Raw genomic sequence first — 21,541 nt, forward strand, 5'->3', positions numbered from 1 at the left:
TGGGGATTACGGCCAATTAATACGTGATAAAGCTGATGGCTGTGGATAAGATTTCAGAAAGAGGTTATTCCGCATTTGTGCTATAACCGACATCATTCGCCATTAATTTACATTTTTCCAAGACTATTCGATCACCCTACCGTAGCCCATATCTCCTATTCCCCATCAGATAGCCTTTATAGAATTTTCTTTAAAAAATAAACATGATATGATGAAACCGAATGCAACATTTTCCGACAGAGTTAAAATAAGGATGACATCCCTTTTATTCTCACTAGATTTCATCAGGTTTAAAGTGAATCTTCCATCAGTGGGAGGATTACGCCAGTTAATGCGAGATAAACTGGCTTTTTCCCTAAATCTGCTGACGGGATAGCGCCAGTCATTACACGATAAAGGTGGTACATATGTCAAACCAGGAAAATCATTATATGTTCTTTAATGAAGAGGAGATGTTTCAGCTTTTTACATCTTTATTCGATATTGTATTTTTAATGAAATATGAACCACCTGATCAATTCCGCTATCTAAAAGTAAGCCAAACAGCGAAAAAGCTGGCCATGCTTCATGATGAAGATATTGGGAGAACGATAAGAGAGATCTTTCACCAATCCGTGGCTGACCACTTGATCGGATATTATCAACAAGCTGTTACGACAAATAAAAAAATAACCTTTCGTGATCGTATGAATATTAATTCAGAAAATCGCTATGGGGAAACCATATTAATTCCGTTTACTTACGAGAATGTGACCTATGTGATTGGGCTTACCCGTGACATTACACATGTGGTCAATTTAGAAAACAATCAGGGAAATGATCCGATTACGGGACTTCCTTTTGTTGACAACTTTATAGAGCGGTTAGAGACTACACAGCACACGAAAAAGTTTGAGGGGTCCGTATGGTACCTGTTTTACATTGGTATTAATCAGCTGTCCTTTGTTCAGTATTCGAACCAGAACGTGGAGACCGATCTGCTAAAGGAAATCACCAATCGGCTGCAGCGCTTCCTGAAAAATGAGGACCAGCTTAGCCGGGCTTCAGGAAATGAGTTCATCATCGCCGTCCGATCCACTAGTCATAATAAGTCTGAACAGCTTGCCAGCCAGATATATGAAGCCATTCAGCATCCCTATCAAACCGAAGAATTCGAAGTTGTTGTTCAGCCTTCCATCGGTGTTGCTAAAATGTCACCTGAGGACTACAATGTACAGCAGACGGTTACCGATGCCTTTCATGGAATGCTTCAGGCCAAATCAATAAAGGATCGGCAAATCTTTATTACATTCGCCCAGACTCATATTGAAAGCAATTTACGGCAGAAAACCCTGGAGCAGGATCTGGCCTATGCTCTCCAGCACAACGAACTGGAAATATACTATCAGCCAAAGCTTGATATTCGGAGTAATGAGTTCAGTCTTGAGGCCCTGCTGAGATGGAATCATGCTAAATATGGACTGATCCCCCCAAATGAGTTTATCCCGATCGCCGAAGAAAACCATTCGATTCAATCCATTGGGCGCTGGGTGCTGAAACAGGTCTGTCAGGATATGCATTTACTAAAGAAGGTTATACCAAATATTCGTGTTGCTGTTAATATATCTCCTGTACAGTTGAACGAATCAGCCTTTGTTGATTATATAAAAGAAACCGTTGCCGGATATCAAACGAACCCTGAAGACATTGAGTTGGAGATTACAGAAAATGATCTGTTGAACCTGGATGCAGCACAAAAACAATTTGAAGAGTTATCAGATGCAGGTTTTTCGATTGTGCTCGATGATTTCGGGACGAACTATTCTTCCTTAAATTACCTGAAGGAGCTTTCGGTGCAAAAAATTAAAATTGATAAATCCTTTATTATGAATATGGATTACCATCAAAAAGACCAGCAGATTGTGCAAATGATCATTAAGCTGGCCAAAAACCTGGAATTGGAGGTTACAGCGGAAGGGGTCGAAAAAAGAAAGCATATCGACATGCTTTCAAAAATGGATTGTACGGAAATTCAGGGATATTACCTGAGCAAACCCCTTCCTCTTCAGGAAATCATAAAGAAATTAGAGAGTAAGCAAATGGAACTGTGAAAAAATAGTGGGTATGCCTGTTATTTCGGCATACCCACTTTTGTTTACCTTTTATCTGTTCCTCTTATTCCTTTCCCTTTTCTTCCCTGTTTGGAATTCCGGTTAAATCCCTTCATTGGGTCTTCATCCGTATATTCCGCAGAGAACTCCATATCAGGGGTACTCTCCGCCGGTGTCTGGTTCGTTTTCTTTGCAGCTTCATAAGCCGTTTTTCGTTTTGTCATGGGATACCCTCCTTTTTACGATTTAGTTTTTGATAAATCGCAAAAAGGATACGTAACGTTACAGCATCCTTTTATTGTTAATAGCATCCTTCAGGCTCTTCTGCATAGCCCCAATTCCCTTTGAGCCGTGTAAAGGATAGTGTAAAGAAGCCTGAGGAAAAAGCTGCTCCATAATCGGCTTAAACTTTTTCCCGCCCAGCATCACGACCCTTTTTGCATCTGAAAGGCCCTTTTCACTAAGCTGCTGGCTCATGCGTTCTACAGATATGACATCAGGATTCTTTTTCATACTGAAGGACAAATTATAGGTTTCCGGAACAAACTCATCGGGATTCAGAATTCCATATTTAGGCGAAATAATAACCCAATGAACATTGATCATTTCTACATACTGCTGCAGCAATCGATGAAAGGTTCCTGTATAGGCCTCACAAGCCTTCACACTGCCAAGCTCCGGCTTATGGTCCCAGATTTTCGGTTTCCCGGAAGGAATGACATATAGCTCATTCAAATTCTCCAATACTTTCCCCTGCTTTCCTTAAAACAGTCTCTTTTATTATATCAGACATGTTTTCTCCTGATATTCCTTATCTCCCTAACGATTATTTTAAAGTTCAGTTGCTTGCTTCCATGTTTATCAAGAGCTCTTTAATTTTCTGGTTGATCTGGCTTATATCAGCCCGGGAATGCTGATCATTATGGATATTGAACTGACGCTTTTTATCTAGTATCCGATAAACACTTTCGTTAATGCGTTGTTCGGATAAATCCCCTGTCTTTACCGCCTGCTTCAGTTTTTTGAAGGTTTCCGCGACATTTTCCTTTTGATGAGCGATTAACAGGATATCACTACCTGCTTTTACCGATTGTACAGCTGCATCAGCCACTGTATATTGATTGGTGATTGCCTTCATCGTTAAATCATCCGTGATTACCAGGCCTTCAAATCCCATTTGATTACGAAGCAACCCCTGAATCATCCTCTTAGATAGAGAAGCCGGATACTTATTATCAATGTTGGGTACGGATAGATGTGCCATCATTACAGCATCGGCATTCCGCTTAATCGCTGCTTTAAAAGGCTTAAGCTCTAAATCCTGAAGCTCCTCTAATGATTTGCTTACGACCGGAAGTTCCTCATGGGAGTCAAGGGATGTATCCCCATGTCCCGGAAAATGCTTTACAACCGGAATTACTCCCGTGGCCCGTATACCGTTCATTACAGCCAACCCGTGCTTTGTTACTTTTTCTGCTGTGGAGCCAAACGCCCTTCTCCCGATAATTGGATTTTCCGGATTCGTATTAATATCAAGAACAGGGGCAAAATCCATATTAAAGCCGAGGGGCTGAATCTGATTAGCCAGCATATTTCCGTATTGAAAGGACAGCTCCGGCTGATCCACTTCACCTACTTCCCTGGCATCAGGAAGGGCTTTCAACTCATCAGGGACCCTGCTTATTTCCCCACCTTCTTCATCAATCCCCAAAAATAGAGGAATTTGTCCCTTATTCTTATGCTTTATATGATTTAACAGCTTTGTAGTCTGCTCTACATCGAGGAGATTTTCTTTAAATAGAATGAGTCCCCCTACGTGATAGTCCTCAATATAAGCCTTCACTTCCCCGTTCAAACGGGTCCCCTCAAAGCCGACAAGCAGCATCTGACCAATTTTCTCGTCCAGACTGAGGGACTCAATCTGCCGTTCAATATCATCAGGATGTTCTTTTGGATCGCTGCTCCCAATTGTATAAGGGAAAATAATCATGACAATAAAAATAAAAGCATACAGCCACGCTTTTTTAAGCATTACAACACCTCGGTTGAATGTAATAAGGGTTATTCCTGTTGTTTCTCAGTTTAATCATACTCGTACAATAGAGACGTTATGCTCTGAACCATGGCAAATCTGTTCCAAATTTTTCTGCCATATCCTTGGAATCCTTTTTTCTTCCCTTCCGATAATCCGCCCGTTTTTCCGCACCCTGATGGAGCCACTGTTCCTCTTCTGTTTCCGGATAAACCTGCGGGACAGGGGCAGGCTTACTATTTTCATCAATGGCTACCATTGTAAGGAATGCCGTTGCACAAATATTTCGCTCCCCCGTAAGAAGATTCTCCGTTACAGCCTTTACGAATACTTCCATAGACGTTTTGTGTGTATAAGTGACAAAAGCTTCCAGACAAATGGTATCCCCCTCATGTACAGGGGTAAGAAAATCCACTGAATCCGTAGAAGCCGTCACAACCGTTTTTCTGGCATGACGTGATGCGGCAATAGCTGAAACATCATCAATATAAGCCATGAGCTTCCCGCCAAAAAGTGTTCCATGAGCATTCGTGTCTGGAGGGAGCACATGCGAAGTTTTCACTGTTAACGAATGTTTACAAGGTTTTTTTTCATTTTCCATTATTGCTTTCCTCTCTTCCTTTATTCAATCTTTCCTAATTCTTAGTTTTCCTGTTTCTATTAAATTCATCCATAACGGGGTGAATGATAAAGTGAAACTTCCATCAGTGGGGGGCTCCATCCCCCCACTTAGTCTTGTTGGGTTACCCTCAAAACTTGAAGTGGGGGTATTACGGCCAGTTAATACGTGATAAACTAATTTATATCAAAGAAGTAGGCGGATGGTCAAAAAGAGCAGCTTGCCTGTTTGGCAGCTGCTCATTGAGAAAATTCACTCATATATTCACTTAATGTTTGCTGTAAGGTTGCTTTGGTTTCGACGTCCAGTTTTCCGAAATTCATAAATTTACGGACCAGTTCCGGACGAATGCCTGTAAGCAATGGTTTACATCCCATCATCTTAACCCCATCAATTACCTTTAAAATTTGACTGATGGTATCTTCCTCCATATCCACGACTCCGGAAAAGTCCATAATTAACGTTCCAATACGGACTTTGCCAATTTCCATCAATACCTGCTCTTCGATAATGCTGGCCCGGTTATAATCAATGGTTCCAATTAAGGGAAGAACGCTTATGGTGGAGGTAATCGGAATAAGTGGAACTGATAATTTTTCTACCAGCCGCTTATGTTTCTCAATCAGTTCATCCTTATACCTTGAATAGCTTATAAAAAAGGCGTTCAAAAACTCATCCATTTGATCATTAATTTGTTTTTCCTGCGTATAGAAGTGATCAATCGTCGCCTCTTTATTATGCTTCTGATCATATTGATACAGGAAAAACCACAACGTTCTTCGGATTGCATTTACCCATTCCAGCTTAAAAGCTACGGTTAAAGAGTGCTTGGCCCAGGCTATGCCTTCCTGTCTGGCAAATGCCACAACCTCTTCGTGCTGCTCTTCAACAATATATAACACTAGTTTATGAGCATTATTAATTAAATTAATATTACCGATGCGATGAATTTCATCAATTTTATCCCGTACATTGACCGCTTCTTCCAGCAAATACTCTTCAAATTGATCACGATTATTGACTAAAAAGCTTTTCATATCCTGTCCTTCTTGAAAATTCAATTCCAAAGAACATCGCTCCCTTAGCTACTAAGTAAGTTAAAATAAAATGATTAAAAAATGCCTATGTATAAAAAAAAGGTATAATTAGTATAGCAAATTTCTAATATTTAGTCATCGTGTTTTCTATATATACAGTTACAATCATGCAAATAGGGGTTGTAAAGTTGTATCTGCTCATTCGTATACGTGGCATGGCCAATTTCTACGTAAAATAGCATATCAACCAAACAGTGGGCTGATATGCTATTTCCACTTTCATCGTATTCCTCGGGTATACTACATTTATTTTTTCATATCCAGGATTATTACGCTTCGTTTGTTGCTTTTAAAGAAATTTTCTCAAGCATATCCTTCGTCATCGTTTGTAAATCATAGTTTGGCTTAAAGCCCCATTCGTCCTTCGCTGCACGGCAGTCAATGGAGTCCGGCCAGCTTTCGGCTATAGCCTGACGGGCGGGATCTACATCATAGGTCAACTGAAAGTCAGGGATATGATGTCTGATTGCTTCAGCAAAATCCTCTGGTGCAGCGCTTATGGCCGATACATTAAACGCATTTCGGTGGACCAGGCGGCTGCTGTCGGCTTCCATCAGTTGAATAATCGCCTGAATCGCATCTGGCATATACATCATATCCATATACGTTCCGGCTCCAATATAGGAAGTGTAGGCTCTTTTTTCCTTTGCTTCATAATACATTTCTACAGCATAATCAGTTGTTCCGCCTCCAGGCTTGGTAACATACGAAATTAGGCCGGGAAAGCGAAGGCCACGGGTATCCACCCCGAATTTTTCATAATAATAGTCACACAATAGTTCTCCGGAAACTTTATTGACTCCATACATCGTGTTCGGGCGCTGGATGGTATCCTGAGGGGTTTGATCCTTTGGGGTTCCCGGACCAAAGGCACCTATCGAACTCGGCGTAAAGAATTGGGTGTTCATTTCCCGCGCCACCTCCAACGCGTTCACAAGCCCTCCCATATTAATGTTCCAGGCCAGCTGTGGGTTCGCTTCTGCTTTTGCTGACAAAAGAGCTGCCAAGTGGATAACGGTGTCCACATTGTATTCCTTCGCTAAGGAAGCAAAATGTCCAGCATTCTGAACGTCTAATATTTCAAAAGGACCGGAATGAACGACCTCACAATCCTGTTTACGAACGTCCGTCGCAACAACAGAAGCATCTCCATATTCCTGCCGAAGCTTCATGACTAACTCAGAGCCAATTTGCCCCAGCGCTCCGGTAACCAATATTTTTTTCATTGTCGTTCCCCCTGCTTCTCCTCGTTGTTTCATAATAAAGTGAAACTTCCATCAGTGGAGGGGTTCTCCATCCCCCACTGATGGTTAGTTGAACTTATCAGGAATTTACTAGCCGATTACCCCTCACCTGCACATTTCGTTTCAGGAATGCTTAAAGGCAGGGGATTACAGCTTGTTAACGTGATAAAATTCCCAATTCTTTACCAATCTTCTCATACACCCCAAGTGCCTGATCGAGCATCTCTTTTGTATGAGCCGCTGTAGGCATATTTCGAACTCTTCCTGTACCTCTTGGAACGGTAGGGAATACAATCGATTTGGCGTAAACCCCTTCTTCAATCAGCCGTTTACTGAATGTCTGCGTTGTATTTTCATCACCAATGATGACCGGCGTAATCGGTGTCTCACTATGACCAATATCATAACCGAGCTGCTTCAGACCATTTTTGAGATACTCACTGTTCTCCCACATTTTCTGCTGAAGCTCCTCACTCTCCATAATCAAATCAATGGCTTTAATCGTTGCAGCCGCATCTGCCGGGGTCACTGCTGTGGAGAATAAAAATGGACGGGAGCGAACCTTCAGCCAGTCAATGAGATTTTGTTTCCCGGCTACATAACCGCCAATAACGCCAATTGCCTTTGACAGCGTCCCCATTTGGAAATCAACTTTATCCTGAAGACCAAAGTGTTTAACCGTTCCTGCTCCCTTTCCAAGCACACCGGATCCGTGAGCATCATCCACATAAGTCATAAGGTCAAACTCTTCGGCAATTTCTACAATTTCAGGAAGTCTGGCTACATCTCCATCCATGGAAAATACCCCGTCGGTTATAACCATAACTTTATTATATTGACCGGATTCCACCGCTTCCTTCGCTTTCGCACGAAGATCATCCATATCCGAGTGATTAAAACGAATAATTTTGGCACGTGATAACCGGCAGCCATCAATAATCGAGGCATGATTTAATTCATCGGATAAAATCGCATCATTTTTGTCCATAACAGCAGAAATGGCTGCCATGTTGCAGTTAAAGCCTGACTGATAGGATATCGCGGCTTCGGTTCCTTTAAATTGTGCCAGCTTTCTCTCCAGTTCATTATGCAAATCCAGCGTCCCGTTAATTGTACGTACGGCACCTGCTCCCACACCATGGGATTTAACGGCCTGAACGGCTTCATCCTTTAAACGCTCATCCGTTGCCAATCCTAAATAATTGTTGGATGAAAGATTGACAAGTTCCTTTCCATTGATGGTAATGACAGGCCCATTGGCTCCTTCTACCGTATCAATCTCGTTGTACAATCCCTTTGTTTTTAAGTCTGCTAAATGTTCATCTAAAAAGTGCTGCAGCTTTTGACTCGTCATCATATCCCTCCTCAGCATTTTCCTGTATATACATTTGTCTATATGATGTGTACATTATGTTTAAGTTAAAGCTTGCTATTACAATTTTATTATAGCATATATTTTATCTATGTTCATTTCAAAAGGACAACAAAATTCTACATATTTCCTTTTTGCAACTAGTACACCTTCATCATTTTTTGCCATACTCCGGCAGCCGTCTATGCTCAAATGAAAATCTTGAATAGGATGATAATGGACAATGGATGATTACGTGCTAAGGAGGGAAGCAGATGGATCGAGGCTTTTTCCAGAACGTAGAGAAATCTACCGGTGTAAAGCAGGATGACATTATGAGACTCGTAAAATCCGTGCAAAGTGCAGATTTAAGTAATGAAAGAACCGTACGAAAATTGATTCACCAGGTATCCAAAATGGCCAACAAACCAGTATCTAAGAAAACAGAAGATCAATTGGTGCGTTCCATTATGAATAAACAGATTCCGAGCATGAATGATTTGAAGAAAAAATTTTAAGGCAACGGATTCGTGGGAGATTTCCTTCATGATCTCCCACTTTTCATTTGTTTGATGAATGGATCCCTGACAAGCTGCTGTGTGGTCTGAGATTCATAGTTCATAGATTCTGTACATTCCGCTCAAGAACTGGGGAAAAATCCCCGCCATGCCTTTCCATTTTTGCTATACTAAACCCAGGTGATAAAGCTATGAAGCGAAAACATGTATTTACCCTTATATTCTTATCCCTCATCAGTTGTTTTCTGATGTTCATGATTGAGCAGGTCTTTAAAGCAACATACGTGCCGAAATCATCGGCCAAAATATTTCTGTTTTTATTCGCCCCTCTGCTGGTCATTCGGTTGATCTGGAAGCAGCGTATCCTGGTTTTTCTAAATCTAAAGGAAATCGACTGGAATCGCTTAAAAGGCGGATTCGGACTGGGAATTGCTGCATTTATTATTGTTTTATTGAGCTTTATTCTGCTTAAAGACTATATCAATATGGACGGAATTACAGGGGATTTAAGATCACGATTGAACATTACACTTGAGACGTATATTTTTGTAGCGATTTACATTACATTTGGCAACTCATTGCTGGAGGAGTTCTTTTTCCGGGGATTTATCTTCTTAAAGCTATACCAGGCGAATTACAAAACGTTTGCCTATTTATTCTCTTCTTCCCTTTTTGCTATTTATCATATGGCAATCTTTGCGACGTGGTTCAATATTTGGCTTATCCTGCTTGCCATCGTCGGACTTTTTACCATTGGAATCATTTTTTGCTGGTTAAACACAAAGTCCAACAATTTTTTAAACTCCTGGATTCTGCACATTTTAGCTGATATTGCTGTGGTTTCGCTTGGATTTTACTTATTTCAGACAACATCATAATTTTATTTTCAGAGAACGGATGCCTCCGTTCTCTTTTTCTTTGTTATGTGATAAACATGACTAATTCGCATGGTCATAAACTGGACGATAGGATACCTTAGCGGAGGAAATATACGTAGACTCCAGCGGGAGGAAGGCCTAGGTGAGACCCCGCAGTGCGATAGCATGAGGAGGATCACCAGCCGCCCCGGCAAAGAAGACACTACGAAAATGACCAAAGGGAGTTTGAGTAGGTGTCGCACTTGTACCCCCTGGGTGAAAGCGAAGTATATTTCCGGAGCGGCGGTTCTACACCCACGCCTCGCTGACCTGATCGATCAGTTGCCTCCGCTTTTCTTTTCCGTATGGTTTTGCTTTATTTGGAAAAATTAGTATTAGTGCTATGAATTGTAAAGGAGGAAAAGTCTATGAAAAACCAAATGCCTTCCTTTCCGGAGCCTTTCTGGAGAGATTCTGTTGAATTTGATCGTTATGACTCTCTTGATAAGGATACAGAGGCCGATGTTGTCATAGTTGGCGGAGGGATAACCGGGATTACAGCAGGCTACTTACTGCAAAAAGAGGGTATGAATGTCGTTATTCTTGAGGCCAGCAACATTTTAAATGGGACCACCGGACATACAACAGCAAAAATAACGGCTCAGCACGATATCATTTACGATGAGTTGATTAATCATTTCGGTCTGGAGAAGGCCCACGACTATTATGAAGCGAATATGAGAGCCAAAACATTCATCGAGGACATAATTAAAGAGCACGATATTGATTGTGATTATAAAGAACAGGACGCCATCATCTATTCTACGTCTGATCAGACACAAATGAATTTGGAAACCGAATGGAAAGCCTATGAACAGCTTGGGATTGAACGGGATTTTCTCGATGATGTTCCCCTCCCTATTGATGTAAAAGGGGCTCTCGTTATGAAATACCAGGCTCAATTCCATCCATTAAAATACTTAAAGCACCTGGTGGATGATTTTCTTCAGAATGGCGGAACCATTTACGAAAAAACCACCGCCGTGGATGTACAGGAAGAGGCTCGCCCTAAAGTCATTACGAGGCCAGGACATAAGGTAGCTGCCCAATATGTCATCTCTGCTTCCCACTTTCCTTTTTACGACTTCAAAGGGGGCTATTTTTCCAGAATGTATGCCAGCCGTTCCTATGTGCTCGGAATTAAAGCAAACAAGGAATTCCCCGGCGGCATGTATCTCAGTGCCGATCAGCCCACCCGCTCATTAAGATCCGCTTCTTATAACGGCGAGGAAATGATTATTGTAGGGGGTGAAGGACATAAGACCGGTCATGGCACCAATACGATGAAGCATTATGAAGCTCTGCAGGATTTTGCCAACAGAACGTTCGGCATTCAGGAGTTTCTGTATCGCTGGTCTGCCCAGGATTTGACCACATTGGATAAAGTTCCTTACATTGGGCGATTCAAAAGCAATGAACCAAACATCCTGATTGCCACCGGATTCCGCAAATGGGGCATGACGACAAGTACTGCAGCCGCTCAACTTTTAACAGATATTATTTTAAAGAAGGATAATCCTTCTGAAGAGCTTTACCGCCCATCACGATTTAATGCAGATCCAAGCCTTCGCAAATTTGTCGGTCAAAATCTGGATGTAGCCGGTCATTTTGTAAAAGGAAAAGTCGGAATGACATCGAAATCCATTGATGACCTTAATCCTGAGGAAGGTGCTGTCGTTAAAGTGGACGGGGAAAGAGCCGGAGCCTATAAAGATAAAAATGGAAAGCTGTATGTTGTCAATACAACCTGCACCCATATGGGCTGTGAGCTGGAATGGAATAACGGTGAGCACACCTGGGACTGCCCATGTCATGGTTCCCGTTTTTCCATTGAAGGGGATGTAATCGAAGGCCCTGCTGAACGGCCATTAAGTCAGATTGATGTGGAAGATGGTTCTTAAAAGCTGCTGATACCCACTTTCCCACCAGCGTGGATAATTGGTCCTGCAATAAAACGAACCCATAAGCTAAGCAAAGCTTATGGGTTCGTTTCATTTTAACAGCGGATTTAAATCATTAATTAACTGCTGCAGCTGCTGAGATTGTTCATAATAAAGCTGTTTCGTTTCCTTATCTTTGGTCTGTAAAGCAAAGCCTTCGAGGTCCGCCTGAATTTTTCTCAGCTGGGCAGCGAGCAATGGTTTCTGTTGAATTTGCTGATCATCCGTATCATCTACATATAAGTCAACATAAACATTTCCCTTTGAATCAATTTGAGCCAGAAAGACATCCGAAAAGTTTTGAGCTCCCTGCTTGTTAATCTCTCCCAGCAGCCATTCTTTCGTATAGCCGTATTCCTTTAACTTCTTTTCAATTAATTTACCGTCGATAATAACGATTTGCGGCCGGTGCTCTTCTTCTACCATCATGCCCATTGTTTGTGGGGTCAAAGGCTGCATCCCACTCTTCATCATGACACTTACCTTTCCGTCTGTCTCAAGAACGGCCAGCTCGACATCAGATACTTTAAAAGCATTTTTCTCCCTCAGCTTGATTAGCAAATCATCAAACGTAAAACGGACCTTCTTTAAGTTTTCTTCCAGTATCTTACCATTTTCTACTAAAACCGTTGGCGATCCTTCCACAATATCCCGAAAAGCTAAGGATTTAAGGGCTATGTAGGAAATGATAAATAAGAAAATCGTTAAATAGATAAGCGCCAGAATTCCATTTGTAATTTTGACCGCTTCGTTAATCGCAATCGTTGCAGAAATACTTCCTATTGTGATTCCTACAACATAATCAAAGAAGGTAAATTGAGAAATCTGTTTTTTGCCCATAATTCGCGCCAATATTAATAACACAGTAAAAGCAATAAAGGTCCGTACCAATATTAATAAAAGGTCCGGCATGTGAAAACCCTCCTATCCATACATATTTTCTCCATTTCAAGAGAAAATATGAGCAGAAATGTCAGAAAGGAAGTGAATGATGGTTAAAAAGCTGATTTACATGACGTTAATTCTATGTATTATAACAGGCTGCTCGGCTACACAGGAAACAACTAAGAAATTTAATGAATATTTGAACCAGCTGGAAATGTCTATCCAAACAAACGATTGGAAACAGGCAAATAAGCAGGTGAAAAAGGTAAAAAAACAACATGATAAAGAATTATGGAAGATGCAATTGCTTGGAGAAGACCGAATTTATGATAACATTCAACTTTCAATTAGTCATCTTAAAGCTGCGGTAAAAGCCGAGAATAAAAAAGAAATTATAAAGCAAACGGAAACAATCAGATTCTATGTTACAGAAATTTTTGGAAAACAAAAGGATTGACGTTTATTTTATAATTTCCTAAACAGTTAAAAAACCCTTGCCAGCAAATACTGACAAGGGTTTTTTTACTTAAAATCCTTTATATTCAGGCTCTTCCTGTTCAATTTGCTGCACGCGGGGCTCAAGGGTCTGAATTAAGGATTGCGTTTGCTGAGCCGCGTTATTATATACCTGCTTTGCTTGTTGGTCCTGTGTTTGAAGTGCGAATTGTTCCAGGCTTGCCTGTGCACTTTTCAGGCCTGCTACCGTCTGTTTTACCTGGGCTGATACAGTCATTCGCATTCCCTCCCTTCAAATAGGCGGTACATCTTTATTATCTGCTCCATTACGCTCCTTATAAATGGGGATTTTTGTTACTTTAAGAAAATTCAGCTCAGCTTTCCTTAAGCAAGGTTTTATGCATCCAGATGGCTGCCTGTGACCCCTCTCCCATCGCAATCGTGACCTGTTCCGAATGGGCGACCACATCTCCCGCGGCCCAGACATTGGGTACACTTGTCATTTTCGTGCGGGGATTGACAACAATATGGCGATTCTCCAGCCGCTCTGCTCCCAGCTGTTTTCCAATATCGGATCTCACTTCATTCCCTCCAAATGCGATAAATCCTTTTTCGGCTTTAATCTCCTGACCATTGTCCAATTTAACCCCACCAAATTGATTTCCGTCTGCCAGCACGTCTGTTATGGACATCTCATAATAGGAAATACGTTGTTTCTCAAGCTGCTTCCTTTTTACATCATCCACATCTGTGCGTTCGTGATTGACATAGATCAAATCATCGGTCCAGTAAGATAGGGTTAAAGCCATATTTGCGCCAGGATTTCCAGAGCCTAAAACCATGGTCCTTTTATTCCGAATCTCATGACCATCACAGTCCGGACAGACATAAATACTTTTTCCGAGACATGGATAAATGGCTTCAAAAGGAGGGAAACGATCCATTACACCTGTCGCTATTAATAACAGCTTCCCCTTATATTCTTCACCCTCTTTTGATTGCAAAAGGAAATAATTCTTTTCATTATGAGCGACTTCAATCTGATCACCAGCAAAATGTACTCCCAGATCACGTGCTTGTTGCTGTCCAATCTCCCGCAGATATGGACCACTGACTCCATCCGGATAGCCCAGTATATTGTGATAGCTTCTGCATAACGTCGATCTTCCGTGGTTCGAATCGATGACTAAGACATTGTGTTCATATCGGCCTAACTGTATAGCAGCCTGAAGACCTGCTATACCTCCACCAAGGATAATGGCATCATACATATACGGATCACTTCCTATGGCTCAAACATATTTAGTAGAAAAAGAAAGGTTCTAACGATTCGCTCGTTAGAACCTCTGTTTACGTTACTCCTTTGTAACGTTTGCGGCTTGTGGACCCTTTTGGCCCTGCTCTACATCAAAAGAAACGGTTTGACCCTCTTCCAAGGTCTTAAAACCCTCTTCCTGTATTGCAGAATAATGAACGAATACATCGTCCTGACCTTCCACTTCAATAAATCCATAGCCTTTTTCTGAATTAAACCATTTTACTGTTCCTGTTGCCATTTCGATCCTCCTGAATAAAGCTTTACTTATGTGATACTCATCAATATCACTACATTTATAATATGTGTAAAAATCCAAAATCCATACAAATTCCCTGAAAAAAACACAAAAGTAGTCACGACTTTATGACAGTGGATGACATCATTTTCAGAGCTTGTCCAGTATAATGGACATAACACGGCTTGAAACATCAGGAGTCTTTAAAGATCAGCAAACCGGAAAAAAAGACAAAGTGGTGAGCAAAATATGGTGAACAATGTAAAGATTTACAAGCTAAAGCATAATGAGTTTGAAACGGATTATTATCAATATGCCCCTCATATGAATCAGGACGATTTCTGCTTTTATCAATTTGTCGGCGGTAATCCCAACCAGACGGAGCAGTTAATTGATCAGCTGCACACAATCAAGAATGAAAAAGCAATGTTAGTCGGAATTTTCCGCTTTCCCTTTCAATTTGAAGGGAAAAAGCGCTTTGAAACAGCCATAGATCAGTACTATCATATGAAGGAAATTTGCGATTCCGTTGCCTTTTTCCACGGAGAGGGTATGCTTGATATGATTCATTCTGACACGACTGTGGTTGAGGCAAACAACTACTTCAGTTCGCTGGAGGATGAACTTGTGGATGCTCTAGAGAACATGGTAAGTGTACCTGGCGAAATGAACATCGATGTCCAGGATATTAAGCATTTTATTAAACAAAATGATGGACCCTTATTTTTGCACACCATAGAATCTGATTCCTTTGATCAGCCCTTAAAAAATATGATTTCAGCCCCTTATCTGCCGGATAATTATGCCGACGGAAAGCAGATGATTCTAAATATCGGTTATACTCGAGAAGTGGATATGGAAGCCTATCGTCAAATCAATCTTCGCCTTCACGATATGTTTCATAAGGCTGACTTAGTTAAATTAGGCTCCTATTTTATTGACAGGCCCGGGAAGAAATTTAAAATTACGCTGCTTGTCAATGGCATTGAGGATCCCTTTCCTCAACCGGAGCATTTTTCCAAAACCTCTTCAAAGGCTTTAAAGTTTAAGAAAAAATGGGAGAATTTATTTAAAAGAAGCCGGGAAGGAAGAGCATCCCAGTCAAAATCAGCCCACACCTCTTTCTCCCAGGAGCGCCATCCTTAGTCATGTGGAGAAATATAATTTTTGGTTTACAAATTTTTTAACGAGTTCCTGCACAGGAGCTCGTTTCTTATTGAAGTGCCTGTATTTTTGCACGAATTTCTATAGGAATGACTCCGTATCCACCTAAAAACACAACCTTACTTTCGTTAAGGTTTAAAAGCCATTCCTTTAATGGAACACTTAGGTTGTTTTTTGGATTTGCTAATAATATAGGATTCTGGGACATTGCAGCCAGAGGTGATCCGGACAAAGCATCAATAAAACTGGTACCACTCGCAAAAAAGACCTTTGATAAGTCAAAGTCATGAGTATACCTTTTTACAATTTCCACACTGGTTTGATAACGATCTGGACCCGCAACCCTTTCAATATCCTTTACTCCCATTTGTTTTAATTGTTGAGCTACATTTGAAGACACAACACCTTCTCCTCCAATGATGGTTACTTTTGTAATTTCTGCATTCTTTATAAAACGAGAAACTTCATCAGGCAATGTATCATATCGGGTTAACAAAATAGGTATTTGCTTCATTCCCGCATACGAAGCAATGGATAAGGGGTCTGGAGACGTTTCTTTACCCGTAACTAAAAATACTTCTGACACTTCCTGATTTATATGAGAAGCAACATCTACAGCTGTTCCGTATCTCGAGGTTCCATAAATACGATGGACTTCATACCCCTGCCCTTTCAAATGGGATTCAATCGATTTTGAAACTGCACCCTCACCTCCTAATAAGTAAATCTTTTGCGGGTTCAGTCTTTTGATCTCTGTCTTTATAATGTTCGGGATTTCAGTTGACTTTGTTAATAATAAAGGAGCATTATACTGTTTTGCGATAACACTGCCCGTTAAAGCATCGATTGGTATATCACCTCGTCCTAAACATACTACTGTTGATCCTTTTCCCCAGCCATACCTGGATATTTTTACACCCGTTTCATATCTTGTTGCCCCATGAAGACTTAATCCATAAGCTGTTTGAATGAGGCCGTATCCATAATTTGTATCCCTACCTGGTTCACCAAGGTCTAAAACATTTGTATTTAACATTTTGCGGATATCACTACTCGAAAGGTCTGGATTTGCTTGTTTTATCAAAGCTAAATTAGCTGCTACATACGGAGTGGCCATAGATGTCCCACTCATTGTCCGATACGTGTTATTGAGATATGTGCTATATATTGATTGTCCAGGCGCCGCAACTTCTGCAGTGTTGCCAACGGAAGAAAAACCAGCTCGTGTATTCGCATTTGTTGTTGCCATTACCGCAATTACTGATGGGTAACGAGCTGGATAAGCTATAGTATCACTAGTTGCTGCTCCTTCATTTCCTGCAGCTGCACAAATAAGAATTCCTTGGTCATTCGCCTTATCCACAACCATTTTTAGAGAACGAGACGCATATTCAGCACCAAGACTTAAATTAATAATATCCATTTCATTTGCAATCGCCCAGTCTATAGCAGATATCACATCAGATTCATACCCATCCCCATTGGAATCTAAAACCTTTAAACTATAAATAGTAGCATTATGGGCTAATCCTACAGAACCTATTTGATTATTTTCAGCTCCAATAATTCCCGCAACGTGAGTTCCGTGACCGTTCTCATCAAAATACTGTTCCGGACTTCCTATAAAGGAGTGACCACCAGCAATATTGAGATCTTCGTGTGGATAAATGCCTGAATCGATAACGGCAATATCGACACCTTCACCTGTATAATTAGACTGCCAGGCTAAATGCCCGTTAACCTTTTCTATTCCCCAATCCTCTTGCTGTGCCGCTGCTTTTACAACCTGGTCTTTTTCAACTGAAATAATTCCTGTTTGCTCATTAGCCAGTCTTTTTACCTCCTCTTCAGGTAACACAGCTGTAATAACAGGAATAGATCTTGCTTCATTTAGAACAACACCATCCACATTTTCAATTGCCTCTTCATCAGGTTCATTTTGAAAAAGAACATTGACAATTGTCCCTTCTTGAGTGGATAATATTTCACCGGTATCGGTATCAATCTTGGCATGATATCCTAATACTGATCCATCATTTGTTTTTGCTTTATAAGTAATTTCATATTGATTATTGGTATTTGTATGAGATTGACTGACAGAATTGCCCCCTGTACTGCTAAGATTCATATACTTATGATTGCTTTGAACCACTTTCTGTTGCCATTGTTGAAAGCTTCTGTCATTCTCAACCTTATTCAGAATGTGATGAAATGACCATTGATTTGTTTCATTATTTACACATGCCGCTAAAATCAAGAAAAGAAGCAGTATAAGTATTTTTCGCACAGAATATCACCTTTAATAATTTTTTCGTATTTAGCTTACCCAAGAAACTCCTTCATACTAGACAAAAAAATAATGAATATAATACAAAATAGATGCGTTACGATTAAACTTTAACGAAATGAATCTGTTTCTTCTTAAATAAAATTGGGAAACGTATAAAGAGAATTAAACCAGTTCATTGACAGGTGTGGATGATATGAGAAAAATACTAGTGACGGTTTTCATGCTGTTATTGGTTGTCGCAATCGGCTTTGTGATCTATCCGCCAGGCAGCGGGGATTTCCAGTCAAACGGAAACCTGTCGCAGAATAGAGAGCCTGGAGCGGAACAGTATGAATCAGAGTCAACCATAAAAAATGAAGAAGATACTATTTCCGATAAGGTATCACAAACGGTAACGGATGTCGTCGAAAAAACGATTGACTTTTTTGTACCTAAAACGCTAAAAATTGCAGCGATTGGGGATTCTCTCACACAAGGCGTTGGTGATGAAACGGAAAATGAGGGATATGTAGGGGTATTAAGAAATCGCCTGCAAAATAGTAATGTTGACGAGCTGGTTATTGATAATTATGGAAAAAGAGGGAACCGAACGGATCAGCTGCTTACCCGTTTAAAAGAAAATGAGGATATAATCAGCTCAGTAAAAAATTCGGATGTTGTCCTGATCACCATTGGGGCAAATGATATCATGAAAATTGTAAAGCAGAACTTCACCTCGTTATCCTATGAAATGTTCAGAGAAGAACAGCCCGCTTATCAGAAACGTCTAAAGGAGATTTTTGAGACCATTCGCCAATATAACAGCGAAGCACACATTATGCTTGTTGGTTTATTCAACCCCTTTGCACAGTACTTTGAAGATATCCCTGAATTAGATAAAATCATTATGGACTATAACTTTATTGGGCAGCAGGTCGTGGCGGATTACAGTCCGGCTACCTTCATACCCATAAAGGATCTATTCATTAACTCAGATAAAAACCTCTTTGCCGACGATCACTTTCACCCGAATTCACAAGGTTACGAGTTAATGGGTGAGAGGATTTTATACTACGTCAAGCAAGTGTATGAAATTGAACAGAATTGAATAATAACCGCTTTATTACTTTAAATATGATGTCCTGCAGATATATTTATTACCTGAAGCAGGCGGAAATGATTGGGGATTGGAGAATCGTTTATGTTTAAGTCGAAAAATAAATGGAAAACCTTGTTTTTCGGAATAGCCGGAATCAATCTGTTGATTCTAATCTGGCTGATTTTATTAATCTTTCTGCCGATCGCTGGGGAAACAAATCCTTTTACAGACAAAAAGGAAGTGGACAAAGGAGATGCTGAATTTACTATATCTTCCACTAAAGAAAATCTAAATAAATTAGTCAATACCTATTTAGATGAATTATCCAAGCATACAGATATTGAATACAGCGTAAATATTGAGGACAGTGTTCAGCTCATTGGTACCATTAAAGTGTTTGACCAGCAAGTCCCATTAACGGCCCGATTTGATCCAATTGTTCAAAATAATGGGGACCTCATGCTCAGGCTCCATTCAATTTCACTGGGAAGGCTCGAGCTGCCAAACAAACGTGTGCTGGATTATGTAAAAGATAACTATCCGATGCCCGAATGGGTTAACGTAAATCCCGGTGATGAAACCATTTACGCAGCTATTACGGAGATGGAAATGAAAAGTAACTTTAATATAGAGGTAACCAGCTTTAATCTGAAAAGCAATCATCTTGCATTCAGAATCAGGGTGCCAAATAAAGCCTTTGATCTAAGCAAAGCCTTTTAGCAGAACAAAGGCGTAAGCGCCCGTTTAGCGACGTACGGACTGGACTGAGCCGCAGGAGACAAAGGAAGCACGACGAAACTTTGTTGAGTCGATGTTGACTTATTGTACGGAGGTGAAGTCTCGCTAGTCGCTGGGCGCTGGAGCCGGACGTGGCCTTTCCAGCGGAAGCACCTTTAGAAGAAAAACTTACTATTATCGTTTGTATCGTTTTTGTTCATAATAACCCTAGATTTCCGGTTTTTCTGAAAGGAGGCTTATTTATGCGACTGCCACAGGCTATGGCCTATACAACGATTGCCATGCAAAAGCTGGGCTATACTCGACGGGAAATGGAGAGCATTACCAATACGATGCTGGAACAATATGAAATTTACGGGGAAGATGAAGCTGAACAATTAGCCGATCAGATATTATTTGAGGACAAGCATTAGACCGCTTGCCCTCTTTTTATGAGTTTTTCGCATAGGTTGTTGTTAGGTCTTTGAAATAGGCTCCGATTTACACTAGTGCAATGTTTATTCATCAAAAAGATCACTTGATAAGTATCTTTCCCCTGTGTCCGGCGCAATGGCTACGATAACGTCGTCAGGAGTCTTCCGCTTAGCTACTTCCAGAGCGGCATAGCATGAAGCACCGGCTGATGCACCAACTAAAATTCCTTCCTCTCTGGCTAACTTTCTCGTGATGTCATACGCCTGTTCATCTTCAATCTGAAAAATTTCGTCATAGACCTCTTCATTCAGTGTATCCGGAATAAAGCCCGGGCTGGTTCCAACCAATTTATGCTTTCCTGGCTTGCCTCCTGACAGAACTGGAGAGCCTGCGGGTTCAGCAACGTGGATGGTCAGATCCTTATAATATTTTTTCAGTTCCTCCCCTGTACCGGTTATTGTTCCTCCTGTACCTGCTGTCGCTACAAACGCTGTAAGAGGTTTATTTAATTCCTTCATATCATTGATAATTTCCACAGCGGTCGTATGGCGATGAGCATCAGGATTAGCCATGTTTTCAAATTGAAGCGGAATAAAGCTATCCGGAATTTCCTTTTGGAGCTCCTCAGCTTTCCTGATTGCTCCAGGCATTTTTTCCGCGCTTGGTGTCAGCACAATTTCTGCACCATAAGCCTTCATTAGCTTAATTCGTTCTTTTGTTGCCGAGTCAGGCATCACTAAAATAGCACGGTACCCACTGGCAGCTGCATTCATAGCCAAACCAATGCCTGTGTTTCCGCTGGTAGGCTCAATGATTGTGGACCCTTCCTTCAGGTAACCCTCTTCCTCTGCCTTTACGATCATATTATAGGCAGCCCGGTCCTTAACACTCCCACTTGGGTTAAACATTTCAAGCTTAACGTAGACCTGTGCACCATCCTTGGGTGAAAGCTTATTTAATTTGACTAACGGTGTATTTCCGATTAACTCAGACATATTATTAACGACGGTCATGTGAAAATCCCTTCCTTTTTGCTTCATTCGTGTGTGTTTTTGATTTTATCATATTTGGGTACATTATCGAATACAGAAAGAATTGGTGCAACTTCATTCCCTTTTTAATCATATTTCGTTATGATATATATTTAGATACACG

The 21,541-nt window shown here is 40.8% G+C and carries 22 protein-coding genes; 9 read left to right on the forward strand and 13 right to left on the reverse strand.

What is annotated here, in order from left to right; translation table 11 throughout:
- Positions 1 to 407: 407 nt before the first annotated feature.
- Positions 408 to 2,090: an EAL domain-containing protein gene (locus ACZ5OK_RS16290; protein ID WP_343838727.1), complete on the forward strand. Its 1,683-nt coding sequence runs from the start codon at positions 408 to 410 to the stop codon at positions 2,088 to 2,090.
- Between the two features lie 44 nt (positions 2,091 to 2,134).
- Here the strand turns inward: ACZ5OK_RS16290 and ACZ5OK_RS16295 are convergent, their stop codons facing one another.
- The 7 genes from ACZ5OK_RS16295 to ACZ5OK_RS16325 all read right to left on the reverse strand — a co-directional run bounded on the left by ACZ5OK_RS16295 (position 2,135) and on the right by ACZ5OK_RS16325 (position 8,436).
- Positions 2,135 to 2,314, reverse strand: a complete 180-nt coding sequence (locus ACZ5OK_RS16295; protein WP_343838729.1) for a hypothetical protein — start codon at positions 2,312 to 2,314, stop codon at positions 2,135 to 2,137.
- Between the two features lie 58 nt (positions 2,315 to 2,372).
- Complete coding sequence (locus ACZ5OK_RS16300) at positions 2,373 to 2,834, reverse strand: DUF6884 domain-containing protein (protein ID WP_343838730.1); 462 nt, start codon at positions 2,832 to 2,834, stop codon at positions 2,373 to 2,375.
- Between the two features lie 94 nt (positions 2,835 to 2,928).
- Positions 2,929 to 4,122, reverse strand: a complete 1,194-nt coding sequence (nagZ, locus tag ACZ5OK_RS16305; RefSeq protein WP_343838732.1) for a beta-N-acetylhexosaminidase — start codon at positions 4,120 to 4,122, stop codon at positions 2,929 to 2,931.
- A gap of 76 nt (positions 4,123 to 4,198) precedes the next feature.
- A complete protein-coding gene (locus tag ACZ5OK_RS16310; RefSeq protein ID WP_343838734.1) occupies positions 4,199 to 4,723 on the reverse strand; it encodes an acyl-CoA thioesterase in 525 nt (174 codons plus the stop codon).
- Positions 4,724 to 4,980: 257 nt separating this feature from the next.
- Complete coding sequence (locus ACZ5OK_RS16315) at positions 4,981 to 5,808, reverse strand: STAS domain-containing protein (RefSeq protein WP_343838736.1); 828 nt, start codon at positions 5,806 to 5,808, stop codon at positions 4,981 to 4,983.
- Positions 5,809 to 6,107: 299 nt separating this feature from the next.
- Positions 6,108 to 7,064 carry an L-threonine 3-dehydrogenase gene (locus ACZ5OK_RS16320; protein ID WP_343838738.1) on the reverse strand — a complete coding sequence of 319 codons (957 nt, stop codon included), beginning with the start codon at positions 7,062 to 7,064 and terminating at the stop codon, positions 6,108 to 6,110.
- A 175-nt stretch (positions 7,065 to 7,239) separates the two neighbouring features.
- On the reverse strand, positions 7,240 to 8,436 hold the full coding sequence (locus ACZ5OK_RS16325; protein ID WP_343838739.1) for a glycine C-acetyltransferase: 1,197 nt from the start codon (positions 8,434 to 8,436) through the stop codon (positions 7,240 to 7,242).
- A 272-nt stretch (positions 8,437 to 8,708) separates the two neighbouring features.
- Here ACZ5OK_RS16325 and ACZ5OK_RS16330 point away from each other — a divergent pair, with 272 nt between their 5' ends.
- From ACZ5OK_RS16330 to ACZ5OK_RS16340, 3 genes are all read left to right on the forward strand, one after another.
- Complete coding sequence (locus tag ACZ5OK_RS16330; RefSeq protein ID WP_343838742.1) at positions 8,709 to 8,951, forward strand: stage VI sporulation protein F; 243 nt, start codon at positions 8,709 to 8,711, stop codon at positions 8,949 to 8,951.
- A 191-nt stretch (positions 8,952 to 9,142) separates the two neighbouring features.
- Positions 9,143 to 9,829: a CPBP family intramembrane glutamic endopeptidase gene (locus ACZ5OK_RS16335; protein ID WP_343838744.1), complete on the forward strand. Its 687-nt coding sequence runs from the start codon at positions 9,143 to 9,145 to the stop codon at positions 9,827 to 9,829.
- A gap of 407 nt (positions 9,830 to 10,236) precedes the next feature.
- Complete coding sequence (locus ACZ5OK_RS16340) at positions 10,237 to 11,769, forward strand: FAD-dependent oxidoreductase (protein ID WP_343838746.1); 1,533 nt, start codon at positions 10,237 to 10,239, stop codon at positions 11,767 to 11,769.
- Between the two features lie 90 nt (positions 11,770 to 11,859).
- Here the strand turns inward: ACZ5OK_RS16340 and ACZ5OK_RS16345 are convergent, their stop codons facing one another.
- Positions 11,860 to 12,720: a DUF421 domain-containing protein gene (locus ACZ5OK_RS16345; protein ID WP_343838748.1), complete on the reverse strand. Its 861-nt coding sequence runs from the start codon at positions 12,718 to 12,720 to the stop codon at positions 11,860 to 11,862.
- A 76-nt stretch (positions 12,721 to 12,796) separates the two neighbouring features.
- On the opposite strand from ACZ5OK_RS16345, the gene ACZ5OK_RS16350 reads away from it, so the two are divergent.
- Entirely contained in the window at positions 12,797 to 13,150 is a 354-nt protein-coding gene (locus tag ACZ5OK_RS16350) for a DUF4363 family protein (RefSeq protein ID WP_343838749.1), read from the forward strand.
- A gap of 69 nt (positions 13,151 to 13,219) precedes the next feature.
- Here ACZ5OK_RS16350 and ACZ5OK_RS16355 read toward each other — a convergent pair whose 3' ends face one another.
- The 3 genes from ACZ5OK_RS16355 to ACZ5OK_RS16365 all read right to left on the reverse strand — a co-directional run bounded on the left by ACZ5OK_RS16355 (position 13,220) and on the right by ACZ5OK_RS16365 (position 14,705).
- On the reverse strand, positions 13,220 to 13,426 hold the full coding sequence (locus tag ACZ5OK_RS16355) for a DUF1657 domain-containing protein (protein ID WP_343838751.1): 207 nt from the start codon (positions 13,424 to 13,426) through the stop codon (positions 13,220 to 13,222).
- A gap of 97 nt (positions 13,427 to 13,523) precedes the next feature.
- Entirely contained in the window at positions 13,524 to 14,420 is an 897-nt protein-coding gene (locus ACZ5OK_RS16360; protein ID WP_343838753.1) for an NAD(P)/FAD-dependent oxidoreductase, read from the reverse strand.
- Between the two features lie 84 nt (positions 14,421 to 14,504).
- Entirely contained in the window at positions 14,505 to 14,705 is a 201-nt protein-coding gene (locus ACZ5OK_RS16365) for a cold-shock protein (protein ID WP_044162557.1), read from the reverse strand.
- A gap of 246 nt (positions 14,706 to 14,951) precedes the next feature.
- Between ACZ5OK_RS16365 and ACZ5OK_RS16370 the strand changes: the two genes are divergently transcribed.
- Positions 14,952 to 15,848, forward strand: coding sequence for an FtsZ/tubulin family protein (locus ACZ5OK_RS16370; protein WP_464758228.1), 897 nt, complete (start codon positions 14,952 to 14,954; stop codon positions 15,846 to 15,848).
- A gap of 67 nt (positions 15,849 to 15,915) precedes the next feature.
- On the opposite strand, the gene ACZ5OK_RS16375 is transcribed toward ACZ5OK_RS16370, so the two are convergent.
- Complete coding sequence (locus ACZ5OK_RS16375) at positions 15,916 to 18,153, reverse strand: S8 family serine peptidase (RefSeq protein WP_343838758.1); 2,238 nt, start codon at positions 18,151 to 18,153, stop codon at positions 15,916 to 15,918.
- A gap of 196 nt (positions 18,154 to 18,349) precedes the next feature.
- On the opposite strand from ACZ5OK_RS16375, the gene ACZ5OK_RS16380 reads away from it, so the two are divergent.
- The 3 genes from ACZ5OK_RS16380 (at position 18,350) to ACZ5OK_RS16390 (ending at position 20,385) form a co-directional block, all read left to right on the forward strand.
- Entirely contained in the window at positions 18,350 to 19,243 is an 894-nt protein-coding gene (locus tag ACZ5OK_RS16380; protein ID WP_343838760.1) for an SGNH/GDSL hydrolase family protein, read from the forward strand.
- Positions 19,244 to 19,336: 93 nt separating this feature from the next.
- On the forward strand, positions 19,337 to 19,954 hold the full coding sequence (locus ACZ5OK_RS16385; RefSeq protein WP_343838762.1) for a YpmS family protein: 618 nt from the start codon (positions 19,337 to 19,339) through the stop codon (positions 19,952 to 19,954).
- Positions 19,955 to 20,214: 260 nt separating this feature from the next.
- Positions 20,215 to 20,385: a hypothetical protein gene (locus ACZ5OK_RS16390; protein WP_162038889.1), complete on the forward strand. Its 171-nt coding sequence runs from the start codon at positions 20,215 to 20,217 to the stop codon at positions 20,383 to 20,385.
- Between the two features lie 84 nt (positions 20,386 to 20,469).
- On the opposite strand, the gene cysK is transcribed toward ACZ5OK_RS16390, so the two are convergent.
- On the reverse strand, positions 20,470 to 21,399 hold the full coding sequence (gene cysK, locus ACZ5OK_RS16395; RefSeq protein ID WP_343838765.1) for a cysteine synthase A: 930 nt from the start codon (positions 21,397 to 21,399) through the stop codon (positions 20,470 to 20,472).
- Between the last annotated feature and the right edge of the window lie 142 nt (positions 21,400 to 21,541).

The organism is Salinibacillus aidingensis (genome assembly GCF_055393355.1).

Coding starts and splice junctions, on each gene's coding strand:
- cysK (WP_343838765.1), bottom strand. CDS start 21,399: ATGACCGTCGTTAATAATATGTCTGAGTTAATCGGAAATACACCGTTA.
- ACZ5OK_RS16360 (WP_343838753.1), bottom strand. CDS start 14,420: ATGTATGATGCCATTATCCTTGGTGGAGGTATAGCAGGTCTTCAGGCT.
- ACZ5OK_RS16385 (WP_343838762.1), top strand. CDS start 19,337: ATGTTTAAGTCGAAAAATAAATGGAAAACCTTGTTTTTCGGAATAGCC.
- ACZ5OK_RS16325 (WP_343838739.1), bottom strand. CDS start 8,436: ATGACGAGTCAAAAGCTGCAGCACTTTTTAGATGAACATTTAGCAGAC.
- ACZ5OK_RS16330 (WP_343838742.1), top strand. CDS start 8,709: ATGGATCGAGGCTTTTTCCAGAACGTAGAGAAATCTACCGGTGTAAAG.
- ACZ5OK_RS16370 (WP_464758228.1), top strand. CDS start 14,952: ATGGTGAACAATGTAAAGATTTACAAGCTAAAGCATAATGAGTTTGAA.
- ACZ5OK_RS16295 (WP_343838729.1), bottom strand. CDS start 2,314: ATGACAAAACGAAAAACGGCTTATGAAGCTGCAAAGAAAACGAACCAG.
- ACZ5OK_RS16310 (WP_343838734.1), bottom strand. CDS start 4,723: ATGGAAAATGAAAAAAAACCTTGTAAACATTCGTTAACAGTGAAAACT.
- ACZ5OK_RS16340 (WP_343838746.1), top strand. CDS start 10,237: ATGAAAAACCAAATGCCTTCCTTTCCGGAGCCTTTCTGGAGAGATTCT.
- ACZ5OK_RS16390 (WP_162038889.1), top strand. CDS start 20,215: ATGCGACTGCCACAGGCTATGGCCTATACAACGATTGCCATGCAAAAG.
- ACZ5OK_RS16335 (WP_343838744.1), top strand. CDS start 9,143: ATGAAGCGAAAACATGTATTTACCCTTATATTCTTATCCCTCATCAGT.
- ACZ5OK_RS16320 (WP_343838738.1), bottom strand. CDS start 7,064: ATGAAAAAAATATTGGTTACCGGAGCGCTGGGGCAAATTGGCTCTGAG.
- ACZ5OK_RS16290 (WP_343838727.1), top strand. CDS start 408: ATGTCAAACCAGGAAAATCATTATATGTTCTTTAATGAAGAGGAGATG.
- ACZ5OK_RS16350 (WP_343838749.1), top strand. CDS start 12,797: ATGATGGTTAAAAAGCTGATTTACATGACGTTAATTCTATGTATTATA.
- ACZ5OK_RS16365 (WP_044162557.1), bottom strand. CDS start 14,705: ATGGCAACAGGAACAGTAAAATGGTTTAATTCAGAAAAAGGCTATGGA.
- ACZ5OK_RS16345 (WP_343838748.1), bottom strand. CDS start 12,720: ATGCCGGACCTTTTATTAATATTGGTACGGACCTTTATTGCTTTTACT.
- ACZ5OK_RS16355 (WP_343838751.1), bottom strand. CDS start 13,426: ATGACTGTATCAGCCCAGGTAAAACAGACGGTAGCAGGCCTGAAAAGT.
- nagZ (WP_343838732.1), bottom strand. CDS start 4,122: ATGCTTAAAAAAGCGTGGCTGTATGCTTTTATTTTTATTGTCATGATT.
- ACZ5OK_RS16380 (WP_343838760.1), top strand. CDS start 18,350: ATGAGAAAAATACTAGTGACGGTTTTCATGCTGTTATTGGTTGTCGCA.